Consider the following 18,321-nt stretch of genomic DNA (forward strand, 5'->3'; position numbering starts at 1 on the left):
GCTGACGCCGGGTGGCTAACAAAAGAAACCTGAAAATCATGTCTCCAAGTGAATACGCCCGCGAAGTCTCCAAAAGAAGAACGTTCGCTATCATTTCTCACCCCGATGCCGGTAAAACCACGATTACCGAAAAGGTCCTGCTGTTCGGACAGGCGATCCAGACAGCCGGTACGGTAAAAGGGCGTGGTTCGAACCAGCATGCGAAATCCGACTGGATGGAGATGGAAAAGCAGCGTGGTATCTCCATCACCACGTCCGTGATGCAGTTTCCCTACCGTGATTGTCTGGTGAATCTGCTCGATACCCCAGGGCACGAAGACTTCTCCGAAGATACCTATCGTACGCTGACGGCGGTGGACTGCTGTCTGATGGTGATCGACGCCGCAAAAGGGGTCGAAGATCGTACGCGTAAGCTGATGGAAGTCACGCGCCTGCGTGACACCCCGATTCTGACGTTCATGAACAAACTTGACCGTGACATCCGCGATCCAATGGAAGTGCTGGATGAAGTCGAGAGCGAGCTGAAAATTGCCTGTGCGCCGATTACCTGGCCGATTGGCTGCGGCAAGTTGTTCAAAGGCGTGTACCACCTTTATAAAGATGAAACCTATCTGTATCAGACGGGTAAAGGCCATACGATTCAGGAAGTGCGTATCGTTAAAGGGCTGGATAACCCGGAGCTGGATACCGCGGTTGGCGAAGAACTGGCTGCACAGCTGCGTGAAGAGCTGGAACTGGTGAAAGGGGCATCGCACGAATTTGAGCTGGACGCGTTTCTGGCAGGCGAACTGACGCCGGTCTTCTTTGGTACGGCGCTGGGTAACTTTGGCGTTGACCACATGCTGGATGGCTTGGTTGCCTGGGCGCCCGCGCCGATGCCGCGTAAAACGGATACCCGTGAAGTGACGGCGGCGGAAGAGAAATTCACCGGCTTTGTGTTCAAGATTCAGGCCAACATGGACCCGAAACACCGTGACCGCGTGGCGTTTATGCGCGTGGTGTCCGGAAGATATGAAAAAAGCATGAAGCTGCGTCAGGTCCGTACGGGTAAAGACGTGGTGATTTCAGACGCGCTGACCTTTATGGCGGGTGACCGTTCCCACATTGAGGAAGCCTATCCGGGCGATATCATTGGGTTACACAACCACGGCACCATTCAGATTGGCGATACGTTTACGCAGGGTGAAGACATGAAATTCACCGGCATCCCTAACTTTGCGCCGGAGCTCTTCCGTCGTATCCGCCTGCGCGATCCACTCAAGCAGAAACAGCTGCTGAAAGGGCTGGTACAGCTGTCTGAGGAAGGCGCGGTGCAAGTCTTCCGTCCATTGACCAATAATGACCTTATAGTGGGTGCGGTCGGTGTGCTGCAGTTTGATGTGGTTGTTGCCCGTCTGAAAACGGAATACAACGTTGAGGCGATTTACGAGTCGGTAAACGTTTCTACCGCGCGTTGGGTTGAGTGCAGCGATGTGAAGAAATTCGAAGAGTTTAAGCGTAAGAACGAACTGCATCTGGCACTGGATGGCGGGGATAACCTGGCCTATGTGGCTCCGACGATGGTTAACCTGAACCTGACGCGTGAGCGCTACCCAGAAGTGACGTTCCACCAAACGCGCGAGCATTAATCTTTATAACGCACTCATCTTTATAACAGCATCGGCTCACAAAGACATGGATTGATGCGCCATGGTTTCACGAAGAGATCGGTGGCTGTGGCGTTTAAATCGTGACCATATTGTTAAAATAATCATCACCCGGTTATGTTTGGTTTGAGGCCAATCATGCCGGGTGTTTTCGTTTTTAAATCATCTAAAAATCAATATGTTAGTTTTTTATTTTTCCCTGCGTTATTTCGCCCCTCGGTGCAACAGACAAATCTGAATTGCGATACATATTCTCTCGAACCCCTGTGATTTTCCATTCTGTGGGCTATAGTTAACAACGTGTTAACTGATTTAGCTTGTTAAACTGTTAACGTAATTTAAGTTGGCTCATTGTTTTGATTTGTTTCGTCTTTGCAACTCAATGCTCTGATTTTTTCATGTGGGAAGAGGGAATCATCGGAGCATGGGTAACGTCATTATCACCTTGATTTGCTGATGACTGTGCAGGCGTTAACGTGACCCAAATAGCTTATTTCGGGTTTAGAGAAAAGCATAAGAAGGAAGACATCGATGAAAAAGACCACATTGACAAAATCGCTGATCGTAGTTGCTCTGAGTTCGATTCTGGCCGGCGGCGCCATGGCGGAAGAGACGTTAGGGCAGAAAGTAGAACGTATCGCGGATACAACTGGTGCAAAAATCGATAGCTCCGCCAATAAAGCCTCTGGCTACATGAGTGACAGCGCTATCACAGCAAAAGTGAAGAGTGCGTTGCTGGAAGATAAATCCATTACCAGCAGCGACATTTCCGTTGAAACGTCAAAGGGTGTCGTCACACTCAGCGGCTTTGTCAGTAGCCAGGCACTGAGCACTCGGGCGGTGGAAATTGCCACTCAGGTTGAGGGCGTCCAATCCGTCAGCGACAAACTGCAGGTTAAAGATAATCAATCACAGTCGGTTGGCGCTTATGCCGATGATGCGGTGGTGACCAGCACGATTAAGGCGAAACTGCTGGCGGATGACATTGTTCCGTCTCGTAAAGTGAAAGTCGAAACGCAGGAAGGTGTTGTGCTGTTGAGCGGTGAAGTCGACAACAAAGCGCAGTCCGATCGTGCAGAAAGTATTGCGAAGGCCGTTGACGGTGTAAAAAGCGTTAAAAACGACCTGACCGTTAAATAATCGTCATTTCAAACGGGGTTATCCGTCATAGCGGATAACCCTACCTAATCCGCATAATAAAACACCATCTGTGGATACGCAGTCAGGACGCAAGAAGTGCGTCAGGATGACCACCATGATTTTTCATTTTGTCTGGTAAGGAGAGCGTATGTTTCGTTGGGGCATTATATTTTTAGTTATCGCACTTATCGCGGCAGCACTGGGTTTCGGCGGACTCGCCGGTACAGCAGCTGGCGCAGCGAAAATCGTCTTTGTGGTCGGTATTATTCTGTTTCTGCTTAGCTTGTTCACTGGTCGAAAACGGCCGTAGCACAGCGCATTTTTTCTTTTATACCCTAAATAATTCGAGTTTCAGGACAAAACGTTAACGTTTTGAACAACGCGAAGCGTTAGCCCTTCAGGGCGAGGCCCACGACGGGCCGAGTATTTGAACGCAGCCAACGCACATGCAACTTGAAGTATGACGGGTATATGTCATACAGAGCACACAGCCGCGCCATGCGGCTGTCACATTTTATCGGCACACTATCTTTTACCGGAGACTATCTTTTACTGGCATACTATTTTTTACTGATACCATCCGCGTATTTGCTGCATTTCGACAGTTTATCAGGAGGTTTATGATGAATAGCGATATCGTTGTTGGCAAATGGAAACAGTGGAAAGGAAATTTCCTGGCGCTGTGGGCCGATTGGTTTGACAGCGACTGCGCCTGGCTGGAAGGGAGTAACGATTACTTGTCCGGCGTCTTGCAAGAGGGTTACGGAAAAGCACACGAAGAGGTATCCTCAGAGAAAACCACGTTACACTGAGGCTCTACCGCAACGACACGTCCTATTCTGCCATGAGGCTTTGGCAGGATATTATTTGCTCGTCGATTAGGTCGCCTCATCTTGACGGACTTAATCTTGACGGAGAGAAGCGACGTGCCTTCTGAACGATACCGGTTTATCGACACACACTGTCATTTTGATTTCCCCCTCTTTTACGATGATGCACCGGAAAGCTTGCGTCTGGCACAAGACGCAGGGGTTGAGCACATTATTATCCCTGCCGTGGCTTCCCAGCATTTTGAGCGCGTGTTGACGCTTGCTCGTACTTACCCTCCGCTTTACGCGGCGCTTGGCCTGCACCCACTTTATATCGCTGAACATCAGGAGAGCGACCTGCTTTGTCTGGAAGACGAACTGCGGCAGCAGACTGTCAGACTGGTGGCCGTGGGTGAGATTGGGCTGGATCTCTATATGCCTGAACCGCAGTTCGAGCGACAGCTTGCCTTCCTTGAGGCTCAGCTTAGACTGGCGAAAAAATACGATCTCCCGACGATCCTGCATTCGCGGCGCAGCCATGACAGGCTGGCGCAATTGCTCCGTCGTATCGACGTGCCGCGTACCGGTGTGGTTCACGGGTTTGCGGGCAGTCTGGCGCAAGCGCAGGCCTTCATCCGACTGGGCTATTACATCGGCGTTGGGGGAACCATTACCTATGACAGGGCAAATAAAACGCGTCAGGCGATTGCGCAGCTGCCGTTAGATCGGCTGCTGCTGGAAACCGATGCACCCGATATGCCGATGAGTGGCTATCAGGGGCAGCCAAACCGGCCCGAGCGCATTTCGTGTGCGTTTCAAACGCTGTGTGAGCTACGCGCAGAACCGCCAGAGGAGATTGCCGAGGCGCTCTGGCAGAATTCATTCAGACTGTTTGGACGGCTCACTCCGGCATAACGCCGCTACCGTTATGCTGCAACCATTCCCCGAAAGCGGAAGCCCGTTTGCTTCCACTTTTCTCTTATTTCTGTGCAACAACAGACAGAACAGCCATTTCGATTTCATATACCAACCATGAAATTGTGATGAAGATCACTTTTTAGTGTTTTGGACTGTTCGATGTTGTATGTATTTGTGACATAAATTAGCGACCTCTACGGGCCTGTCTTTATAATCGGCTCGCCAGCGCGTGCTTACCGTTCTGGCGAAACGATTTTTATTATGCTCTCACTTTTTTCACGCGTTATAGGGAACTGCACATGCAACTCGTTATGAGTCTCATCGGCATGATTGTTCTGATTTTATGCGCGGTTATGTTATCGAATAACCGTAAAGCGATCAGATTGCGCACCGTTGTCGGTGCTTTCATTCTTCAGATTGGTATCGGCGCGCTGGTGCTATATGTACCAGTAGGACGCAAAATTCTGGAGGGCATGACGAGCGGTGTAGCAAACGTTATCGCCTACGGAAATCAAGGCGTTTCGTTTATGTTTGGCGGTCTGGTCTCCGACAAAATGTTCGAAGTCTTTGGCGGTGGCGGGTTTGTTTTCGCACTCCGCGTATTGCCGATTATCGTCTTTTTCTCTTCTCTGATCGCCGTGCTGTACTACATGGGCATTATGCAGTTGGTCATCAAGGTACTCGGTGGCGGATTGCAGAAACTGTTGGGAACCTCCCGTACCGAATCGCTCTCAGCAACGGCCAATATTTTTGTCGGCCAAACGGAAGCGCCGCTGGTGGTTCGCCCGTATATCGCCAACATGACGCAGTCAGAGCTGTTTGCGGTGATGTGTGGCGGGTTGGCCTCGATTGCCGGTGCCGTGATGGCGGGCTATGCCCAGATGGGCGTGCCGCTGGAATACCTGATTGCGGCCTCCTTCATGGCAGCACCGGGTGGGTTATTGTTCGCCAAACTCATGGTGCCGGAAACGGAAAAAACGCACGACCATGACGAAATGGTAGGCTTTGTCGATGAAGACGATCGCCCGGCTAACGTTATTGATGCGGCGGCAAGCGGCGCGGCTTCCGGTATGCAGCTGGCGCTGAATGTGGGTGCGATGCTGCTGGCGTTTATCGCTCTGATCGCCGTATTGAACGGCATTCTGGGTGGGATCGGCGGCTGGTTTGACTACCCGCAACTGTCGCTGGAACTGATTCTGGGTTGGTGCTTTGCGCCTATTGCTTTCCTGATTGGTATTCCGTGGAATGAAGCCACCGTTGCGGGGTCGTTCATTGGGCAAAAACTGATTGTTAATGAATTCGTGGCTTACATGAATTTCAGTCAGTATCTGAAAGCGGATGACGTGGTTGCTGCTGCGGGTTTGCAGGTTCTGTCGGATCATACCAAAGCTGTGATTTCGTTCGCGCTGTGTGGCTTTGCTAACCTTTCGTCTATTGCTATCCTTATTGGAGGTTTGGGCAGTATGGCACCGACTCGGCGTCAGGATATTGCCCGCTTTGGTTTGAAAGCGGTCGCGGCAGGTACGCTTTCTAACCTGATGAGCGCCTGCATCGCAGGGTTCTTCCTGGCCCTGTAATGTAACCAGGCATTCTTGCAGTAGCGAGATGATGGGCGGCGAAAGTCGCCCATTGTTCGTTTAAACCCCTACATTATTCAGGGGTTAAGCGCGGTCTACGCAGCATTTACCGAATGCGGGTGCGATATGCTTGCCTGAGTGGAGTGACATGCTTTCTGCTTTTATTGATGATGTTGAATGGATTACTTTTCCACGGGCAACGGACGGTGCCACCTACCCAGGTATTACTGCTCGCTGCCATTTCCATTTGTCTGCCTATGACGACGCGCTTTTTGCCGAGGCGAACATTCCTTTTTCCGACGCGCTAGAGCGTGCTGTGCCGAAACGACGCGCCGAATTTCTGGCTGGGCGCTGTCTGGCCAGACGCGTCTTGAGCAAGTTGGAACATCCTGATTTTATTCTGCATAGTGCAGAAGACCGCTCGCCGCAGTGGCCGGAAAATATTGCCGGTTCGCTGAGCCATAACAAAGACAGCGTACTCTGCGCCGCCCATTTGCGTAGCGATACGCTCTCGTGTGTGGGAGTTGATATTGAAGGGTTCATGTCTGATGAGCGTGCGCAATCGCTGTGGCCCGGCATCATCGGCGACGAAGAATTCCAGTGGTTTCAGGAACGGGAAGAAGCATTTAGCTGTTTGCTGACGTTGAGTTTCTCGGCGAAAGAGAGCCTGTTCAAGGCGCTTTACCCGCAGGTCCGGCACTATTTCGATTTTCTGGATGCCAGACTAGTGGCGTTGGATATCACCAAACGCGAGTTCGAGCTGGAACTGCTTACCGATCTGACGCCGACGTTTTACGCCGGACGCCGTTTTAAAGGCGCGTATCTGTTAAGAGAGTACGACGTCACCACCTTTATCTGCTGCTAAAAAAGCCCGCGAATAGCGGGCTAGAGTCATTGTTCAGAACGTATCAGCATCAGAATTTATAGCTCACGCCGCCGTACACCGTACGTCCAGACAGGAAGTAGTCGTTGTCAGTGGCAACATAGTCCCGTTTTTCGTTGGTCAGGTTAGTGACGCCCAGTTTTAGATCTACGTTTTTAACCGGTGTATAAGTGGCACCGATATCCACGGTATTGAAACCGCGAGTCTTGGTGGACTCTTTGTCAAGAAGATATTGGTTCCCCGTATATTGGTAAGCAATATAGGTTGATACATTATCTAGTGCTTGCCAGTTCAACTGCGTGTTAACTGTATTTTTTGGGGTTTTTTTCAGGCGCTTCTTGGTGGTGCGGTCTTCGGCATCGACGATAGTCCAGTTAGTGGTCCAGTTTAGGTCATCCGTGAGATCGACCCAAAATGAGGTTTCAATTCCCTGAACCCGCGCTTTATCCACGTTGTAATAAGGAAGATTGGCTACCCTAGTTCTGTCTTTATCCCAAGCCTCAGATTGGATCATATTCTTGATATCATTATTAAACAGGGTGATACCTGTACCGAAATGTTCTGCCTCATAGGCAGTACCCAGTTCATAGCTGATGGAGGTTTCAGCCTTCAGATCAGGGTTACCGACGAGATAGCAGAATCCGCGACATGCTGCTTTCATATAGCCGGGGGTAAATTGAGCGAGGGTTGGGGCTTTAAACGCTTTATTCACGCCGCCTTTGATGACCCAGTTGTCAGTTAAACTATAAGTGGCGTAAGCGCGTGGACTGAATTCGGTGCCATAGACCTCATGATGGTCGACGCGACCACCAAACGTGAGGGCTAAATCAGCGATTTTGAACTCATCTTGCAGGAAGAGGGCGCTCTGATTAACGTTCACTTTGCCATTTTTCAGGTTCATGCTGTGTTCCAGCGATGTGATGCGGTATTCACCGCCGCCAGTCAGCAAATGGTCACCTAGGTAACCAGACACTTGGCCGTCAACCGTCTGATTATTCTGAGTAATATCGGCTATGCCTTTATTGAGTTCAGAATTATCCATTAAATCGATTTTTTCGTAGTAATAACGTAACCGCGTATCGACACTGTCCCAGCTCCCGTTATGCGTGAGACCCATACCAAGGCGATCTATTTTTTGAGTATTATGGGCGGTTGCACCATAGTTATTCCAATCGACGAAACGGTCATCTTTGGTATAAGTCGCATCAAAATCCAGGCTCTGCTGAGAATCGATCAACCAGGTCAGGTTGCCTAACACGCTGTAGTTATCGCGTTTTTCTATGGCATCGGAGTTGCGGTTTTTCGATTGCTCGGTACGCCACGCATCACGTTTACCGCCATCGACAATCAAGCTGCCCAGCAGCGTATTTTCCACCAATGGCCCGCTAACGTAGCCATTCAGGCGATTGTGGTCGCCGCCAGAACCTTCAGTCGGCGCTTCAAAGTTATAGCCGATCTCTCCGGCAACTTTCTCCCCCGGCTGGCGCAGAATCACGTTTACCACACCACCCAATGCATCGGCACCGTACAAGGAAGACATTGGGCCGCGAATGACTTCGATACGTTCAATCGCCGACATCGGAATGGAGCTAAGATCGAAATCATTCCCCATATCGGTCGCAAGTGATTCTTGGGCGTTGATACGGCGACCATTTACCAGCAGCAGCGTGTAGTCTGCCCGCATACCACGGATTTTGATCTCGTTACGACCATAGGTAGTCGACGGATTGATATTAATCCCCGGCAGCTTTTTCACCGCATCGGAAACGTTATTCACCGACATCTTTTCCAGCTCGGCACTGGTAATGACAGAGACGCTGGCGGGGGCGCTTAGCGTGGTGTGTTTCGTCTGTGTTGCCGTTACGACGATTTTTTCATCTGCCGCGTTTTCCGCCTGTGCAAGTGCAGGCAGTGCCAGTAATCCGGTCACCAGCAGGGCGAGAGACACCTTGCTGTGTGGGAAATGATGATATGAAAAACGACTTTCCGATTTTAGCTGCATGTCAAAAACCCCATCAAAGAGTGGAAAAAACATCCCCATAAATAAATTGCGTGCTGTGTTGCTGACCCACTCATTGAGTAAATCGAGCGGTTTATTGCTCCGTCGCTTGCGCAGGCTGGCGTGCGGCCATCTTCCGGCTGCGTTCAGCCAACTGCGGAATCAGGCGCAGGGTTAGCAGCATGGCGGCAAGCGCAAATACGGTGCTGGCGACGGCGAGCTGTGAGAACCCATCAATTTTTCCCTCAATCGAGGTGCTCAGATAAGCGGCAGAAGCAACGCTGGCGAGCCCTGATGCCACGTTGGCCGCGGTGCCCTGATAGGACATAAACGCGGCGCGCTGATGCGGCAGCGGAATGCCGGCGGTAATTGCCAGCGTGCTGCTGGAGCGGGCTGCACTGAGCGCCATGAACAGGGTGAACACCAGATACAGGGAAAGTGAAAAAGGCAAAACGAAACCGCAGAGGATGACAACGGCCAGCAGTAGCGTCGTTACCACGATCGTCCGGCTGGCATACCCTCGATCCAGCAGGCTGCCGCACAGCTGCATGGTCACCATGCTTGCCAGTCCGCCGCAGAGATAAAGCAGGGAAATATCATCCCGCGGGAACGCCAGATTGAACTGAAAGTAGTTCGAAAAATGGGGAATCAGCAGGAAATGACCGAACATCTGTAGCGAAACCACCGTCAGCCCCAACAGGAAAAGCGGGGAGGCCAGCAGATCGTGTAATACGGAAGTGGGGGCTTTGCTGGGAGACGCGTTTTGCTGGGCCCGATGCGCCGGCGGCATGGAAGGAAAGAGCCACAGCACTAACAGCGCCAGCAGCAGGCCACCGAGGCCGAAAATATAAAACGGCGCTTGCCAGTTAATACGGTGAGCTAACTCCAGCGACAGCGGCATGATGATAATGGCCGCGAGCGAAAAACTCATACCGACGTAGGCCAGCTGCTTTCCGCGCTCGTTGGCCGGCACAATATCGACAACCGCAGCCATCAACACGCCAGAGGCTGGCCCAGCTACGCAGCCTGCCAGAATAAACAGCACTAAAAGATGGGTTTGGCTGGTGGCAAACATACAGGCCGCTGTCAGGCCGAAGCGCAGCGTCAGCAGAACGATCAGAGCATGTTTACGGTTAAATCTGTCCAGATAAGGGGCGGCGAGGAAGCCGACAATGGCGGAGGCAAACGTTGCGCCGCCGCTAATGTAGCCGATGTTCTTAGCATCCATAGACAGGGCGCTGATGAAATCGGGACCTAACGGCATCACCATCATCAGGCTGCCGAGGGAAAGCATGTTAATTAGCAGCGCCAGATGCACAACGGATCGGGTGTGCGGGCGGTACATGCTTTCATCCATGACGGGCTCACATTTAGACACAGTTAGTAAAATATTCGCGCAGTCTAGCGCAGCTTAATTTCCCTGACAATGAATGATAAGTATTTTCATTATCATCTGTGATGTAGGTTTTATAATCAATACATTCCTATTGCTAACCATTAACCGTTATGAAAGATGTCCAAAAAAATTGATTAACATCAATATAACCCCTAATTAATGGGCGTGAATAACCATTTCGTGGAAGGATTGACCGAACACGTTACTTCAGTGTAATTTAACTGCGCTTGATATAAATGATAATGATTTTAATAATCATTGGTATTTAATTTGCGAGCGCAGGAGCTGCCTTGTGGATACACTGATTACAGAAGCTGAAACATTTAGCGGGCTAACTTATTCGGAACAGACCGCTTTTTTATATGCATCGGAACACCGTAGCCTTTCTACTTCCGGCTTATTTGAACGTATTTCGTCCCCTGTTTGTGCTCCAGATTCGCACGATGACAGGCTGAGCTCTGCAATCGCGCAGGCGTTCCAGCGAGCGCGTCAGGCAGGGCAGTCTCTGCCTATTGTGGTAGGGGCGATTCCTTTTGATACCACACAACCCTCTTGTCTCTATATCCCTGATAGTTATACCGTTACGACGAAATCTGAACTTGTCAGCCGTGCTCGTAAGCACACGGCGGCGTCACCTGCCGCACTAACGTTAAACAGCGTTCCAGATGAATGTCAGTTCAAATCCATCGTGGCCGAGGCCGTTGAGCGCTTCCGACGTGGTGAACTGAGCAAAGCGGTACTGTCGCGCATTTTGGACATTGAGCTGGCGGGGCCTGTTAAGGCGCAAGCGATCCTCAACAACCTGATGGTGCAGAACGCGGGTGGCTATCACTTCTCGCTGCCGTTGCCGGATGGTTCCATCTTACTGGGCGCTAGCCCAGAACTGCTGCTGCGTAAGCAGGGAAACGTCATTGTCTCTAATCCGCTGGCAGGATCGGCGCGACGAATGAACGATGAGCATCTGGATTACCTGAATAGCCAGCGCTTGCTGAATTCTGGCAAAGACAAGTACGAGCATAAGCTGGTGGTGGACGATATCCGCCAACGCCTGATGCCGCTGTGCTCGTCGTTAACGATCCCCTCAGCACCTTCGCTGATGCACACCGCTTCCATGTGGCACTTATCTACCGCCATCAGCGGCGAGCTGGCTAACCCGGAAATGACGGCGCTTCAGGTTGCCTGCCAGCTTCATCCCACCCCTGCACTGTGCGGCTTCCCCACGCAGGAAGCGCGCCAGCTGATCGCCGAACTGGAACCGCACGATCGCGGCGTATTCAGCGGCATCGTCGGCTGGTGTGATGCCAACGGCGATGGCGAATGGGTGATAGCGATTCGCTGCGGCACCATCAAAAACAATAACGTCCGCCTGTTTGCCGGTGCGGGCATTGTTGAGGCGTCAGTCCCCGAGGATGAATGGGCTGAAACCGCCGCCAAATTAAACACGATGCTGAATGCGTTTGGGCTTAACTCAGGTGTGGATGGACTATGAGCATTGAATTTACGCCCTGGCCAGAGGAACTGGCACAGCGTTATCGTGACAAGGGGTACTGGGTCGGCCTGCCGTTAACGGATGCCTGGGAACGCCATCTGACGACGCAGCCCGATGCGGTTGCGGTGGTGTGCGGTGAGCGCCAGTGGAGCTATCGGGAGCTGGATCGGCAATCTTCCGCGCTGGCATCGCGCCTGACGGAAAGCGGCCTGCGCTGTGGTGACACCGCGTTGGTGCAGTTGCCGAACGTGGCCGAATTTTACCTGACCTTTTTTGCGTTGCTGAAAATGGGCGTCGCGCCGGTTAACGCGCTGTTCAGCCATAACAAGCTGGAACTGCTGTCATACGCCACACAGATCGAACCGCGCTTACTGATCGCATCGGCCGAACACCCGCTGTTTGGCAACGGCGAGTTTCTGGATCGGTTACAGACGCAGGTTCCTCGCCTGCAAACGGTGGTGATGCTCGGCGACAGCCCACTGGGGCACAGCCTGTCAGACTGGCTGCAACCGCGCACTTCAGCCAGCCAGTATCAGCCTTCCGCGTCGGGGCAGGTTGCCTTCTTCCAGCTTTCTGGCGGCAGTACCGGTACGCCGAAGCTGATTCCCCGCACCCATGATGATTATTACTACAGCGTGCGCCGCAGCGTGGAAATTTGCGAGCTGACGCCACAAACCCGCTACCTGTGCGCGTTGCCCGCACCGCATAACTTCCCGTTAAGCTCGCCCGGTTCGCTCGGTGTGTTTTACGCTGGTGGACGCGTTGTGCTGGCGCCCGATCCGGGAGCGATGACCTGCTTCCCGCTGATCGAACGCCATCAGATCGATATTACCTCGCTGGTGCCGCCCGCCGCCGCGCTGTGGATTCAGGCGGCCGAGCAGTTTGGCGGCGCGCTGCATAGCCTGAAGATCTTGCAGGTGGGTGGCGCGAAGCTGAGTGAAGCCGTTGCCCGCCGTATTCCGGCGGTGTTGGGCTGCCAGCTACAGCAGGTGCTTGGCATGGCGGAAGGGCTGGTGAACTACACCCGACTGGACGACAGCGACGAGCATATCTTCACCACGCAAGGCTACCCGATGAGCCCGGACGATGAAGTTAAGGTGCTGGATATCGACGGCAATCCGGTGCCGAGAGGCGAGGCGGGGCTGCTGGCGACGCGCGGCCCTTATACCTTCCGTGGCTATTACCGCAGTCCGGAACACAACGCCCGCGCCTTCGACAGTGAAGGGTTTTACCACTCGGGTGATGTGGTGCAGATGACCGAGGACGGCTATTTGCGCGTGGTCGGCCGAGAAAAAGATCAGATTAACCGCGGTGGTGAAAAGATTGCCGCTGAAGAGATCGAAAACCTGCTGCTCAAGCATGACGGCATTCTTCATGCTGCGCTGGTGTCCATGCCCGATCCGGTCATGGGCGAAAAAAGCTGCGCTTTTCTGGTGGTCAGCGATGCCTCGCTGAAAGCCATTACGTTAAGAAAATATCTTCGCAATCAGGGTATTGCTGAATTCAAACTGCCGGACCGCTTCGAGATGATCGACACCTTGCCCGTTACGCCGGTCGGCAAGATTGATAAGAAATCACTCCGTCAGCGCATCCAGACCCAACTTAGCACTCAAAACCGAACGTAGTATTCAAAACCAATAAGGATTTTGTGATGGCAATCCCTTCTATTGCTTCTTATCCCCTGCCGCGCGCACAGGATTTCCCTGAGAACAAAGTTGCCTGGGCGTTTGAGCCTGAGCGCGCGGTGCTGCTGATTCACGACATGCAGGATTATTTCGTGAATTTCTATGGTGCGGACAGCCCGCTGGCGCAGCAGTTGATTGAGAACATTGTGGCGTTGCGAACCTACTGCAAAGCACAGGGGATTCCGGTGGTGTATACCGCGCAGCCGAACGCACAAAGCGCGGCCGACCGGGCGCTGCTGAACGACATGTGGGGCGCAGGGCTGAATAATCACCCTGAAAAGCAGCGTGTTGTGAGTGTGCTGACACCGGATGAGCACGATACGGTGCTGGTGAAGTGGCGCTATAGCGCTTTTCACCGTTCGCCGCTGGAACCGATGATGAAGGAGATGGGTAAAGATCAGCTGATTATCTGCGGTGTTTACGGGCATATCGGCTGCATGATTACCGCGACAGATGCCTTCATGCGCGACATCAAGCCATTCATGGTCGGCGATGCGGTGGCGGATTTCTCACTTCAGGAACACCAGATGGCGCTGAAATATGTGGCGACGCGCGCTGGACGTGTAGTTAGCACGGCAGAACTCACAGGAGCAAAAATGGCACTGGCACTGACGAAGCAAGGACTGAGAGCGCACCTGCTGACCTTGATCGACGAAGAAGAGGATCAGTTCGATGAAAATGAGAACCTGATCGACTACGGTCTGGATTCGGTGCGCATGATGGCGCTGCTGACCGAATGGCGTAATCAGGGCGTCACGCTGAGCTTTGTCGATCTGGCGCGTAACCCCAGCCTGAATGCCTGGTGGGCGCTGATCGAAAAACAGCAGGGAGCCGCATCATGAAGCCGCTGAGCGTTGCGCAGCGCGGGCTGTGGTTAGGCCATGCCCTGAACGATGATAAGGCGACGTTCAACACGGCGGAGTGCATTGCGTTTGACGGCAAAGTCGATATCGAAGCCATGCTGAGTGCGATCCGTCAGGCGGTCATGGAGTGCGAGTGCCTGTACTGCCAGTTTGTTGAGGTTGCGGGTGAACAGGCCGAGCAGCCGGAGATCGGCTTTGTCGCTTCACAACTGCCAGTGCCGATTGGCGTGCTGCCGATTATTGAACTGTTGCCTGTACCGATGAAGGATGAAGAGCAGACGATACGCCAGTGGGCGCGTGAGGAAATCGCCCAGCCGCTGGATCTGCTGAACGGATTACCCTGCCGCTTTGCGCTGCTGTGCGGTGAAAAACGTGATTTTCTCTACAGCTGTGTGCACCACATTGCGCTGGACGGCTTTGGCACGACGATGCTGTTTCAGCGTATCGCCCAGATCTACAGCGCACTGACGGCGGGGCAACCCGCTACGGTGGCGGAGTTCGGCCCATTCAGCGAGGTGCTGGAAGAAGAACAGCAGCGTGATGCCAGCGGGCAGACGGCGCAGGCGCGTGATTTCTGGCTGGAAACGCTGAACGCGATGCCGGAACCGGCCAGCTTCAGCGAGAAGAAAGCGCCGATCGCGGCGCGCTTTTTGCGCCAGAGCAGCGTGTTGCCGACGGATATCTGGCAGCCGCTGACGGCGCTGTGTGAAGGCAACAAGATCAGCTGGCCGGATCTGTTTCTGGCGATGCTGGCGACGCACCTCAAGCTGGTGTCCGGCAGCGACCGACTGACGTTCGGCATGATGGTAATGAACCGTATCGGCTCTGCCTCGCTGACGGTGCCGAGCATGCAGATGAATATTGTGCCGCTGTGCATTCAGGTAGATGAACAGGCGGACTTTGTCACACTGGCGCAGCAGGTTGCCCGCACCAAGCGCACGCTGCGTCGTCATCAGCATTATCGCTATGAGCATTTACGTCGCGATCTGAACCGCGTCGGCGGTGAACAGCGGCTCTTTGGTCCGCTGATCAATATCATGCCGTTCGATCATCCGCTCAGCTACGGATCGCTGTCGTCCAGCACGCTGAATCTCAGCGCCGGACCGGTTGAAGATCTGACCATCGAGATCCATTTCAAAACCGATGGCACACCGGTATTGGATTTTGATGCCAACCCAGCCTGTTACAGCGCAGAAGCGCTCGCCAGCCTGCAAGAAACGCTGTTCACGCTGCTTCAACGCTGGCTGGCACAGCCGCAGCAAACCAGTGGTGAGCTGTTGGGGAACTGGCTGCGTGAAGAGCGGGAACTGGCGTTGATCACCAGCCGCGAGCCTGAGCCGTTCGTTGAACCCGTTCTGACGGCGATCGCCAAGCAAGCGCGTAAAAACCCGAATCATCCGGCGCTGACACAGCGCGACCGGCAGTACAGTTACCAGCAACTGTTGGATCTGAGCGGCCAGGCCGCCGCGGCGCTGCATGAGCGCGGCGTTCAGCCCGGCGAGCGCATCGGTGTCATGCTGAACCGCAGCCCAGAAACCATCATTTGCCTGCTGGCCGTGATGCAGTGCGGCGCGGTGTATGTACCGCTCGACCCTGAACAGCCGCACGAACGTCAGCAGCACATCATCCAGATTGCCGGGTTACGCACGATTGTGACGCAGGCGGACTACCAGCATCGGCTGGCGTCGGTCTTTTCCGGCGAGATCGTTCTGGCGGGGCATCTTCTGTCATTCAACACACAGGCCGCCGCACTGCCGCCTGTGGAAGCGAGAGACGGACAGATTGCCTATGTCATGTTCACCTCGGGATCGACCGGATTGCCGAAGGGCGTGGAGATCGGCGTCGGCGCACTGGATCACTTCATCGCGGCGGCACGCCAGCGCTATGGCCTGCGCGCGGCGGATCGCGTGCTGCAATTTGCCCCGTTTAACTTTGATGCCAGCATCGAAGAGATCTTTGCCACGCTGACCAGCGGTGCAACGCTGGTGCTGCGCACTGATGAGATGCTGGAATCGATTCCGACCTTTGTCGAACAGGTCGAAGAACAGGCGATTACCCTGCTCGATCTGCCGACCGCATTCTGGAATGAATGGGTCGTGGGGCTGAAAACCGGCACGCTGACCCTGCCTTCCGCACTGCGCGCCATCATCATTGGCGGTGAAGCGGTGTACCCCGAACAGCTGGTGCAGTGGCAACGCCATGCGCCGGATACGCTGCGCTTAATTAACACCTATGGCCCAACGGAAACCACGGTGGTGGCGACCAGTTGCGATCTGCAAACGCAGTCTGCCGATGTGGCACAGCTTCCTATCGGTCTGCCATTGGCAGGCGTCAATGCGCTGATTCTGGCGGCGGGCGACCGCCCTGCGACGGAAGGAGAACTGGTGCTGCTGGGGCCAATGCTGGCGGCGGGCTACATCGGTACAGAACACTCGGCGTTTACGCAAATAGCGGTGGGCGATCGGAAGCTTCCGGCTTACCGCACGGGCGACAGAGTACGGCTGGAAAAAGGACAGCTGCTGTACCTCGGGCGCATGGATAACGAGTTTAAAATCAGCGGCTACCGGATCCAGCCTGGGGAAGTCGAAGCCCATCTGCTGGCACAGCCGGACGTCGATGAAGCCTGCGTGCAGGGCATTGTTTACCCCAATGGCGTGCGGCGTCTGGTGGCGTTTGTCGCTAATAAAGCAGGCGAGATCGACGCGCGTGCGCTGAAACAGCGTCTGGGCAGCGTGCTGCCGCCAGCGATGATCCCGACCGATTATCGTGCTTTCCGCCAGTTGCCGAAAACCGGCTCCAACAAGGTCGATCGCAAGCGCCTGCTGGCGGAATACCACGATGAGGCACCGGCGCAGGCGTTAGCCAGCGAAACCGAGAATCGAGTCAGTGCGATCTGGCAGCAGATCCTCGGCGTGTCGGGGATCCAGTCGCGGGATAACTTCTTCGAGCTGGGCGGACAGTCATTGCAGACTATCCAGATCGTCAACCGTCTGGCCGCCGAATTTTCCGTCAGCATCAAGGTGTCTGATGTGTTCGATCATCCCCAGCTCAGCGACTTCTGCCGCTATCTGGACGACAGGCTGTCACAGGATGAAAACAGCGTGGAAATGGTGTGGTAGGGAAAATGATGAACAAGGCACAACCTCTTCAATTTGATTTCAGCGGCCAGACCGTTTGGGTCACCGGCGCGGCGAGCGGCATTGGCGAAAGCATTGCCCGCCAGTTTGTCGCACTGGGCGCGAACGTGATCGGCTTCGACCGTGCATTCCGACATCAGGATCATCCGTTTAGCTGTGTGACGCTGGATATCAGCGAACCGGACAGTGTGGCGGCAGTCTGTCGCCAGCAGTTGGCAGAAACGGGACTCGACATTCTGGTCAACGCCGCTGGGATTCTGCGTCTGGGCGACATCGACGCGCTGAGCGTGGACGACTGGCACCAGTGCATTAACGTCAATGCCTCAGGTGCATTTTACCTGCTGAACGCGCTGGTTCCGCATTTCAAGCAGCAGCGCCGCGGCGCGATTGTCTGCGTCGGCTCCAATGCCGCGCATGTTCCCCGTCTACAGATGGCGGCGTACTGCGCCTCGAAAGCGGCGCTCACCAGCCTGTCTCACTGTGCCGGTCTGGAGCTGGCACCTTACGGCGTGCGCTGCAATCTGGTGTCGCCGGGATCGACGGATACGCCAATGCAGCGCGGCATGTGGCACAGCGCCGATGCCGAGCAGCGCACTATCGCGGGCTTTCCTGACCAGTACAAACTGGGTATTCCACTGGGCAAGATTGCTCAGCCGGAAGAGATCGCCAATACCGTGGTTTTTCTGGCTTCCGATCTGGCCAGCCACATCACCATGCAGGACGTGGTGGTGGATGGCGGGGCAACGCTGACGGCCTGATTTGCTGAGAGAGTGACAAGT

14 protein-coding genes are annotated in these 18,321 nt (G+C 54.1%); 12 read left to right on the plus strand and 2 right to left on the minus strand.

The window, feature by feature from the left end; all coding sequences use genetic code 11:
• The first annotated feature begins 38 nt into the window (after positions 1-38).
• The 7 genes from prfC to R9X49_RS13230 all read left to right on the plus strand — a co-directional run bounded on the left by prfC (position 39) and on the right by R9X49_RS13230 (position 6,955).
• Complete coding sequence (prfC, locus tag R9X49_RS13200) at positions 39-1,628, plus strand: peptide chain release factor 3 (RefSeq protein ID WP_205544441.1); 1,590 nt, start codon at positions 39-41, stop codon at positions 1,626-1,628.
• A 549-nt stretch (positions 1,629-2,177) separates the two neighbouring features.
• The gene (osmY, locus tag R9X49_RS13205; protein WP_319848845.1) at positions 2,178-2,786 is read left to right on the plus strand and encodes a molecular chaperone OsmY; all 609 of its coding nucleotides are present in this window, start codon (positions 2,178-2,180) and stop codon (positions 2,784-2,786) included.
• Between the two features lie 148 nt (positions 2,787-2,934).
• The gene (locus R9X49_RS13210) at positions 2,935-3,096 is read left to right on the plus strand and encodes a DUF1328 domain-containing protein (protein ID WP_012773166.1); all 162 of its coding nucleotides are present in this window, start codon (positions 2,935-2,937) and stop codon (positions 3,094-3,096) included.
• Positions 3,097-3,409: 313 nt separating this feature from the next.
• The gene (locus R9X49_RS13215) at positions 3,410-3,598 is read left to right on the plus strand and encodes a CsbD family protein (protein WP_010284712.1); all 189 of its coding nucleotides are present in this window, start codon (positions 3,410-3,412) and stop codon (positions 3,596-3,598) included.
• Between the two features lie 114 nt (positions 3,599-3,712).
• Complete coding sequence (locus R9X49_RS13220; protein ID WP_319848846.1) at positions 3,713-4,510, plus strand: TatD family hydrolase; 798 nt, start codon at positions 3,713-3,715, stop codon at positions 4,508-4,510.
• A gap of 302 nt (positions 4,511-4,812) precedes the next feature.
• Positions 4,813-6,090, plus strand: coding sequence for a NupC/NupG family nucleoside CNT transporter (locus R9X49_RS13225; protein WP_319848847.1), 1,278 nt, complete (start codon positions 4,813-4,815; stop codon positions 6,088-6,090).
• Positions 6,091-6,238: 148 nt separating this feature from the next.
• Positions 6,239-6,955 carry a 4'-phosphopantetheinyl transferase family protein gene (locus tag R9X49_RS13230; protein ID WP_319848848.1) on the plus strand — a complete coding sequence of 239 codons (717 nt, stop codon included), beginning with the start codon at positions 6,239-6,241 and terminating at the stop codon, positions 6,953-6,955.
• Positions 6,956-7,004: 49 nt separating this feature from the next.
• Here the strand turns inward: R9X49_RS13230 and R9X49_RS13235 are convergent, their stop codons facing one another.
• Both R9X49_RS13235 and R9X49_RS13240 read right to left on the minus strand, forming a co-directional pair.
• Entirely contained in the window at positions 7,005-8,975 is a 1,971-nt protein-coding gene (locus R9X49_RS13235) for a TonB-dependent receptor domain-containing protein (RefSeq protein WP_319848849.1), read from the minus strand.
• A 91-nt stretch (positions 8,976-9,066) separates the two neighbouring features.
• Complete coding sequence (locus R9X49_RS13240) at positions 9,067-10,329, minus strand: MFS transporter (protein ID WP_319848850.1); 1,263 nt, start codon at positions 10,327-10,329, stop codon at positions 9,067-9,069.
• A gap of 331 nt (positions 10,330-10,660) precedes the next feature.
• Here R9X49_RS13240 and R9X49_RS13245 point away from each other — a divergent pair, with 331 nt between their 5' ends.
• From R9X49_RS13245 to dhbA, 5 genes are read left to right on the plus strand one after another with little or no spacing between them, the layout of a single operon-like run.
• A complete protein-coding gene (locus R9X49_RS13245; protein WP_319848852.1) occupies positions 10,661-11,857 on the plus strand; it encodes an isochorismate synthase MenF in 1,197 nt (398 codons plus the stop codon).
• On the plus strand, positions 11,854-13,482 hold the full coding sequence (locus R9X49_RS13250; RefSeq protein ID WP_319848853.1) for a (2,3-dihydroxybenzoyl)adenylate synthase: 1,629 nt from the start codon (positions 11,854-11,856) through the stop codon (positions 13,480-13,482). Before R9X49_RS13245 ends, R9X49_RS13250 begins: the two co-directional genes overlap by 4 nt.
• 26 nt (positions 13,483-13,508) lie before the next feature.
• Positions 13,509-14,384 carry an isochorismatase gene (locus tag R9X49_RS13255; protein WP_319848854.1) on the plus strand — a complete coding sequence of 292 codons (876 nt, stop codon included), beginning with the start codon at positions 13,509-13,511 and terminating at the stop codon, positions 14,382-14,384.
• Positions 14,381-17,524: an amino acid adenylation domain-containing protein gene (locus R9X49_RS13260; protein WP_319848855.1), complete on the plus strand. Its 3,144-nt coding sequence runs from the start codon at positions 14,381-14,383 to the stop codon at positions 17,522-17,524. The genes R9X49_RS13255 and R9X49_RS13260 overlap by 4 nt, the downstream gene beginning before the upstream one ends.
• Positions 17,525-17,529: 5 nt before the next feature.
• Positions 17,530-18,300: a 2,3-dihydro-2,3-dihydroxybenzoate dehydrogenase gene (dhbA, locus tag R9X49_RS13265; RefSeq protein WP_319848856.1), complete on the plus strand. Its 771-nt coding sequence runs from the start codon at positions 17,530-17,532 to the stop codon at positions 18,298-18,300.
• The last annotated feature ends 21 nt before the right edge of the window (positions 18,301-18,321 follow it).

The sequence above is a fragment of the Pectobacterium carotovorum genome (assembly GCF_033898505.1).
Taxonomy (GTDB): Bacteria; Pseudomonadota; Gammaproteobacteria; order Enterobacterales; family Enterobacteriaceae; genus Pectobacterium; species Pectobacterium carotovorum_J.

Bases quoted from the DNA above. Each gene is read 5' to 3' on its own strand.
- prfC (WP_205544441.1), top strand. From the start codon at position 39: ATGTCTCCAAGTGAATACGCCCGCGAAGTCTCCAAAAGAAGAACGTTC.
- osmY (WP_319848845.1), top strand. From the start codon at position 2,178: ATGAAAAAGACCACATTGACAAAATCGCTGATCGTAGTTGCTCTGAGT.
- R9X49_RS13210 (WP_012773166.1), top strand. From the start codon at position 2,935: ATGTTTCGTTGGGGCATTATATTTTTAGTTATCGCACTTATCGCGGCA.
- R9X49_RS13215 (WP_010284712.1), top strand. From the start codon at position 3,410: ATGAATAGCGATATCGTTGTTGGCAAATGGAAACAGTGGAAAGGAAAT.
- R9X49_RS13225 (WP_319848847.1), top strand. From the start codon at position 4,813: ATGCAACTCGTTATGAGTCTCATCGGCATGATTGTTCTGATTTTATGC.
- R9X49_RS13230 (WP_319848848.1), top strand. From the start codon at position 6,239: ATGCTTTCTGCTTTTATTGATGATGTTGAATGGATTACTTTTCCACGG.
- R9X49_RS13235 (WP_319848849.1), bottom strand. From the start codon at position 8,975: ATGCAGCTAAAATCGGAAAGTCGTTTTTCATATCATCATTTCCCACAC.
- R9X49_RS13240 (WP_319848850.1), bottom strand. From the start codon at position 10,329: ATGGATGAAAGCATGTACCGCCCGCACACCCGATCCGTTGTGCATCTG.
- R9X49_RS13250 (WP_319848853.1), top strand. From the start codon at position 11,854: ATGAGCATTGAATTTACGCCCTGGCCAGAGGAACTGGCACAGCGTTAT.
- R9X49_RS13255 (WP_319848854.1), top strand. From the start codon at position 13,509: ATGGCAATCCCTTCTATTGCTTCTTATCCCCTGCCGCGCGCACAGGAT.
- R9X49_RS13260 (WP_319848855.1), top strand. From the start codon at position 14,381: ATGAAGCCGCTGAGCGTTGCGCAGCGCGGGCTGTGGTTAGGCCATGCC.
- dhbA (WP_319848856.1), top strand. From the start codon at position 17,530: ATGATGAACAAGGCACAACCTCTTCAATTTGATTTCAGCGGCCAGACC.